Annotated in this window: 1 protein-coding gene; it reads left to right on the top strand. The window is 38.3% G+C overall.

Translation table 11 applies throughout. The features are described from left to right. The coding region (locus D1643_RS11975; protein WP_236643589.1) for a hypothetical protein at nucleotides 1–249 on the top strand (249 nt) is incomplete at its 5' end. Nucleotides 250–533 lie beyond the last annotated feature (284 nt).

Genomic DNA, 533 nt, shown 5'->3' with positions numbered 1-533 from the left:
GTTGAGGACACTTTTTGGCGGTTGCAATTTGCCCGTAGTGCCGAAGGTATCATGGTCAATGACTCTATGTTTGATATGGAGTCAACAAAAATGGACTTCTTAGACCAACAAGTTGACAGCATGTGGATGGGTAATCCTGAAAAAGACAGAAGCGAGCTTGAAAGTGCCAGTGAGCAGTTTGTTAATTACTGGTATTCTGCACCTATTTTACGCTACATTGAAGTCTTTGAAGGCGGCACAAAAGGCTAGCAGAGTCGCAGTGGCGCTACTCCGAATAGAAATGGCGCGAGCCTTTATTTATTGAATGTAAAAGGCTACCTGAAAAGGTAGCTCTTTTTTTTGACGACTTTTTTGGTAAGTTTTTTGCAAATTTTTATGCATAAAACGGCGTAATTGGACAACGTGTCCAAAATGTGTAAGCTCTTATTTTACTTTGAGGTTTAAAAGTATTAGAATGCTTTGTGAATTTAAGCACATAATTTGTAACACAACTGTAACATTAGAGGGGTAAATTGTGTACACAATTTACTTTT

It is taken from the genome of Enterorhabdus sp. P55, assembly GCF_009911695.1.
Lineage (GTDB): Bacteria > Actinomycetota > Coriobacteriia > Coriobacteriales > Eggerthellaceae > Enterorhabdus.
The sequence above is the reverse complement of the archived record's forward strand: the minus strand, read 5'-3'. Positions and strand labels throughout refer to the sequence as shown.